The 5,720-nt window shown below is 71.6% G+C and carries 4 protein-coding genes; 2 read left to right on the top strand and 2 right to left on the bottom strand.

Going from position 1 to position 5,720, the window contains the following annotated elements; genetic code table 11:
• Positions 1–146 precede the first annotated feature (146 nt).
• Positions 147–2,174 carry a cellulose binding domain-containing protein gene (locus ACOJTC_RS30465; protein WP_420119464.1) on the bottom strand — a complete coding sequence of 676 codons (2,028 nt, stop codon included), beginning with the start codon at positions 2,172–2,174 and terminating at the stop codon, positions 147–149.
• Between the two features lie 224 nt (positions 2,175–2,398).
• On the opposite strand from ACOJTC_RS30465, the gene ACOJTC_RS30460 reads away from it, so the two are divergent.
• Positions 2,399–3,676: a LacI family DNA-binding transcriptional regulator gene (locus tag ACOJTC_RS30460; RefSeq protein WP_420119463.1), complete on the top strand. Its 1,278-nt coding sequence runs from the start codon at positions 2,399–2,401 to the stop codon at positions 3,674–3,676.
• 291 nt (positions 3,677–3,967) lie between these two features.
• Here ACOJTC_RS30460 and ACOJTC_RS30455 read toward each other — a convergent pair whose 3' ends face one another.
• On the bottom strand, positions 3,968–4,429 hold the full coding sequence (locus ACOJTC_RS30455) for a VOC family protein (RefSeq protein ID WP_420119462.1): 462 nt from the start codon (positions 4,427–4,429) through the stop codon (positions 3,968–3,970).
• Between the two features lie 367 nt (positions 4,430–4,796).
• On the opposite strand from ACOJTC_RS30455, the gene ACOJTC_RS30450 reads away from it, so the two are divergent.
• A partial coding sequence (locus ACOJTC_RS30450) for a LacI family DNA-binding transcriptional regulator (RefSeq protein ID WP_420119461.1) occupies positions 4,797–5,720 on the top strand: 924 nt, incomplete at its 3' end.

Raw genomic sequence — 5,720 nt, 5'->3', positions numbered from 1 at the left:
GTACCCGACCCCGACCGGGGCGACCTGGGCCCGCCCCCCGGTCGGGCCCCCCGGCGGGGTCCCCGGGCCGGGCGGGCACCCACGACCGGCCGGTGGCCCCGCACCCCCGCGGGGAGGCGGTCACACCGGCCGGTGCGACGGTCGCGTCAGGAGACGGCGCAGCTGACCCCGTTGAGGGTGAAGGAGTCGGGCCGACCGGTGTTGCCGGTGTGGGTGGCCTGGAAGCCGATGTCGGTGGACTCGCCGGCCGCCAGCGTCGCGTTGTACGAGACGTTGCGGGCGGAGACCTGGCCGCCGGCGCCGGTGTAGGCGGCGTTCCAGCCGTTGGTGAGCGTCTGCCCGGTGGGCAGGGTGAACGCCAGGGTCCACCCGTTGATCGCCGACGTGCCACGGTTGGTGATGCGGATGCTGGCGGTGAACCCGTCGTTCCAGGAGTTCATCGTGTAGCCCACCGCGCAGTCGCCGGACTGGCCCGGCGGCGTGGTCGGCGGCGGCGTGGTGGGGGGCGGCGTCGTCGGGGGCGGGGTGGTGGGCGGCGGGGTGGTCGAGGGCGGGGTGGTCGGCGGCGCCGTGGCGAAGGTGATGTTCGCGACGTAGGAGTTGATGTTCCAACTCGCGTCCGCGTCGGTCTGGCTGGTGACCGGTCGACCCTGGACGGTGAAGTTGGTGAAGTGCACGCCGCTGATGTTGACGGTCGAGGACCGTCCGTGCAGGTTGACGACCTTCTTCACGTCCGATGAGATGTTGGTGAAGTAGGCGTTGCGGATCGTCGAGGTGTTCTTCACCGTCCGCCAGGACGGCGGACGGTCCTCCTGCAGGTCGATCAGGCTGTCGGTCTGTTCGACCCGGACGTCCTCCCACCGGGTGTTGGACACGACGGCGGTGTCGACCGCGTCGATCACCATCGAGCGTCCCGCCTTCACCACGTCGATGTCGCGGAAGACGATCCCGTCCATCGACGTTCCCTCGGTCTTGGTGCCGATCTTCGCGCAGGCGGAGTTGCTGTAGCAGACGACGTGCTCGTGCACGACGTTCCTGGTGTTGACCGTGCCGCTGTTGGCGAACTCGTTCTTGGTCGCCATGTTGTCGTCGCCCGTGTAGAGGAACGCGTTCGACAGCAGGCTGTTGGTCGACTCGTCGAAGTCCACGCCGTCGGTGTTGTTGTACCCCGACGTGGGCCGGCAGTTGATCAGCTTGTAGTTCCGGATGGTGACCCTGTCGCTGCGGTAGACGAGCGTGTTCCAGTAGCTGGAGTCGCGGACGGTGACGCCGTCGACCAGGATGTCGGAGCTCTCCTCGATCTTCAGCACGGCCAGGTTGATGCCCTGGGCCCGCAGGTACTTGCCGTTGCCGTCGATGACCCCACGGCCCAGCAGTTTCGCGTTGCGCACCTGGTACATCCGCAGCGAGGCGTGCTGCATGCCCTCGATGTTCACCCCGCCGCTGCCGGTGTTGAAGTCCGCCTTCTGGTTCGAGCCGTAGAGGACCGCACCGGCGGCCAGGTAGAGGGTCATGTTGCTCCTCATCCACAGCTCACCCACCTGGTACCGGCCCGGCGGCACGTACAGGACGTTGCGGGTGGCCCCGGATGCGGCGTTGATGGCACTCTGGATCTTGGAGGTGACCAGCGTCCCCCCGGTGTTGTCGACGCCGTAGTCGGCCAGGTTCTTGACGTCGGCGTCGCCCACCTGCGGCGCGTCCGCCTCGGGCGCGTCGATCAGGACGAACAGCAACTCCTTGGCGTCGAACTGGACGATCAGGTAGTTGGGGCCGCTGGTGAAGCTGATCGTGTTGCCGCTGCGGGCGACGGCGAGTTTCCGGCTCTTGGGGCTGACGGTGTACGAACTGAAGCCCTCGGCGACGGTGACCGAGAACTGGGCGGTCCCCGCCGCCGCCATCGAGCAGTGCGCGTGGTGCACCTGCATCTCCGGGGCGTACTTGGTCATCTTCTCGACGAACAGCGGGGTGGCGTCCGCCGTGACGGTGTAGAGCGTGCTCGTCGTCGCGCCGCGCAGGGCGGGATCGGCGACGCAGCCGCCGGCGGCCGCACCGGACGAGTCGTTCGCGGCTGCCGCGGTCGCACCGTGGACCGGTGCAACCACCGCGCCGGTCGCGACACCACCGACGGCGAGGAGAGCGATCGTTGCCCAGATCGCGAGGCGTCTGTTCTTCATGGGGACCCTTCTCGGGGGATGGACCGGGTGCGCCCGGACGACCGCCTGCCACAGGCGGACCGGCGTCGGCGCGCGACCTCCGGCGTGGGGCGGGACCCGCTCCGGTCCCGACGGGCCCCTCCGTGTCGTTCGCCGCGCGCCCGGTTTCTTCGCAGCGGGGACACGGAGCAGGAAACGGGCCCCGCCAAGAAACATTTCCACAGCGGACGCTACGCCTGACATGGATGTTCGTCAATGACAGGCAGGTTTCTGATGGGAAACTATCGGATCGAAACTCTGAAACTTTCCATCGACCGCGCCGATGCGACGCCGGTCCGACCCGCGAGGTGAACCACTGTCGACCGCCGCCACCTGTCCCCCTCGCGCCGACCGCCGGCCTGGGCGGCGGACCCGCTACGCTCGCCCCGACGGCCGGCGTCCGCCCGGGGCGGCTTGCGCCGGCCGGACCCGCGCACCGGCAGGAAGGGGGACCGGGCATGTCGTCGAGGCGCTCGGCAGCCGACCCACCGCGGCCGGTGACCATCTCCCACATCGCCAGGACGGCCGGCGTGTCCGTGCCGACCGTGTCGAAGGTGATCAACGGCCGGACCGGGGTGGCGCCGGGCACCCGGGCCCGGGTCGAGTCGTTGATCAGCGAGTACGGCTACCGCAAGTCCGGTCCACCGGCCGGCGGCACCACCATCGAGCTGGTCTTCGAGCAGAGCGGGGACCTGCCGGGCATCGAGATCATCCAGGGCGTCCAGCAGGTCGCCCGCGAGCGCCAGCTCGGTGTGGTGCTGTCCGGATCCGGCCCCGACGACGACCCGGGGCGGTACTGGCTCGACCACGCGATGTCGCGCCGTTCCCTCGGTGTGGTGGCCGTCGGGCAGCTCGACGCCGACGCGCGGGACCGGCTCCGCCGGCACGCGATCCCCTTCGTGGTCGTCGACCCCAGCGGCGAGCTGTCCGAGGACGTGCCGTTCGTCGGGGCGACGAACTGGTCGGGTGGTCGGGCGGCCACCCGGCACCTGCTCCGCCTGGGGCACCGCCGCATCGCGGCGGTCACCGGACCCGACCACGTGCTGTCCCGCCGGGCGCGCTTCGACGGCCACCGGTCCGCGCTGGAGGAAGCCGGCCACACCGGGCAGCCGGCGCTCGTGACCCGGCAGGACCTGACCCGGGAGGGCGGCCGGTCGGCCGCCCGCGACCTGCTGGCCCGTCCGGACCGGCCGACCGCGGTCGTCACCGGCAACGACCTGCAGGCGGTGGGCGTCTACCAGGCTGCGCGGGCAGCCGGCCTGCGCATCCCGGAGGATCTCAGCGTCATCGGCTTCGACGACCTGCCCGTCGCCGCCCAGTTGGACCCGCCGCTGACCACGGTCCACCGGCCGCTGGGCCAGATGGCGGTCACCGCCACCGGGATGGTGCTCGCGCTAAGCCGGGGCGAGCGGCCCGCGCAGACCGGGATCGAGCTGGCCACGACGCTTGCGGTACGGCACAGCACCGCTCCGCCCACCGCCTGACGGCCGAGGTCGAACGCCGCGACCCCGGACGGCCGGCCCCGACCATCCCGGCTCTGGCCGCCCGCTCGGCGGAAGCCGCCGGAGTCCACAGTGGGCCTGCCGCGCTCGCCGTCCGCACCACCGGTGGCCCCGCAACAGGCACCCCGTCCGGGCGCCGGCGTCCAGATCAGACGGTACAGAGGCGGCGGGTACCGGCACTCCCGGGATGGCCGAGAGTGCCGGGGCAGGCAAGGGTCGCCCCGACCGAAGTCGGGGTGTCGGGCGGCCCCGGACCGCGGGAGGTGCGTCGGGTCAGTGGGAGTAGGCCACGGCGACGTCGAGGATCCAGGTGACGCCGAACCGGTCGGTCAGCATCCCGAAGCCCGGGGTCCACAGGGAGGGACCGAACCTCTCGATGATCTCGGCGCCGTCGGCGAGCCCGTCCCACAGCGCGCTGACCTCGTCGGCGGTTTCGCCGCGGACGCAGACGAAGAACCGCTCACCGGTCAGGGTCATGCCGTGCTCGCGGGAGGTGGCCACGGCCGGCACCGCGGCGGGCCCCGGGCCGGGGACGTCGTAGGCCATGATCGTGAAGCCGTTGTCGGCGGTGACCTGACCGAAGACGACCCTGTCGGCGTCGGGCAGGTCACCGGGCATGCCGAAGTCGCGATAGGCGACGACGGTGAGGTGACCGCCGAAGACGGACCGGTAGAACTCCAGCGCCGCGCGGGCCTCGCCGCGGAAGTTCAGGTGCGTGGTCGTGGTGATGGCCATGAGGGCTCCTTGTGGTTGTTCCCGATGGGGTCGGCGGGTGTCAGACGGCCGGCAGGGCCACCGGACGGGGTAGGGCGACCAGGCCGGACACCCGCCGGGGCGGCGTGCCCGACCGGCTCGAGAACAAGACTCGCCGCAGTAGGTGACAGGAAGTGACACCTACTACGGAGCGGACCAGGATCACGCCGGAAACCTCCGCCCGTCCCCGGCCCCGGCGACGGTCCACCCCACCCGGGCGGCGACCCCCGTTCGACATCGGCTATTGACGTCGCCGTAACAGGGGGCTTAGCGTCTGTCGAACCGCTTCGTCGAACCGCTTCGACGATCACTCACGTGCGGTTCCCCGCCTGACCGGAGGAGGTGCGCGATGGCCACCATGCACGACGTCGCCCGCCTGGCGCAGGTCTCGGTCAGCACCGTGTCCTACGTCCTCACCGGGGCCCGGCCGATCTCCCAGGCGACCCGGGCCAAGGTGCTCGCCGCCATGACGCAGCTCGACTACCAGCCCAACGCGATGGCCCGGGGCCTGGCCAGCCGGCGCAGCCGGATCCTGGGCCTGCTGCTGCCGATGGACGAGCGCGGGCTCGGCGCGACCGAGGCGGCGTTCGTCACCGGGGCCGCCGCGGCGGCCAGCGCCGTCGGCTACCACCTGGTGCTGTCGCCCGTCGGTGGGGGCGGCGACCTCGACGAGCTGCGCCGGCTGGCCAGCCAGCGGATGTTCGACGGTGTGGTGCTGATGGAGGTGCAGCTCGCCGACGAGCGGGTCGACGCGCTCCAGCAGGCCGGGGTGCCGCTGGTGCTGATCGGACGCACCGGGGACACCGACGGCCTCTCCTACGTCGACATCGACTTCGAGCAGACGGTGCGGGAGGCGGTGGCGCACCTGGTCGGCCTGGGGCACCGGCAGATCGTCTACGTCAACCACTCGGCCGAGACCCTGGCCAGCGGTTACGGGCCGGCGTTGCGGACCCGGGACGCGTTCGTCACGGCGATGACCGGCCATGGCCTGGAGCCGGTCATGATCCCGGCGCAGGACAGCGCCGCCGGTGGGCGGGCCGCGCTGGCCGCCGCCGTCGCACGGACGCCGGGCCTGACGGCCGTGCTGGCCATGAACGAGACGGCGATCTTCGGCATCCTCGGCGAGTTGACCGCGCGGGGGCTGAGCGTGCCCGACGACGTGTCGGTGGTCTCGATGGTCACCTCGCCGCAGGTCGCCGAGCTGGCCACCCCGGCGCTGACCGCGATGACGTCACCCGGCTCGGCGATGGGCCGGATCGCGATCGAGGCGCTG

The sequence above is a fragment of the Micromonospora sp. genome, assembly GCF_048594385.1.
Taxonomy (GTDB): Bacteria; Actinomycetota; Actinomycetes; order Mycobacteriales; family Micromonosporaceae; genus Micromonospora; species Micromonospora wenchangensis.
This window is presented reverse-complemented; position numbering and strand designations above follow the sequence as displayed.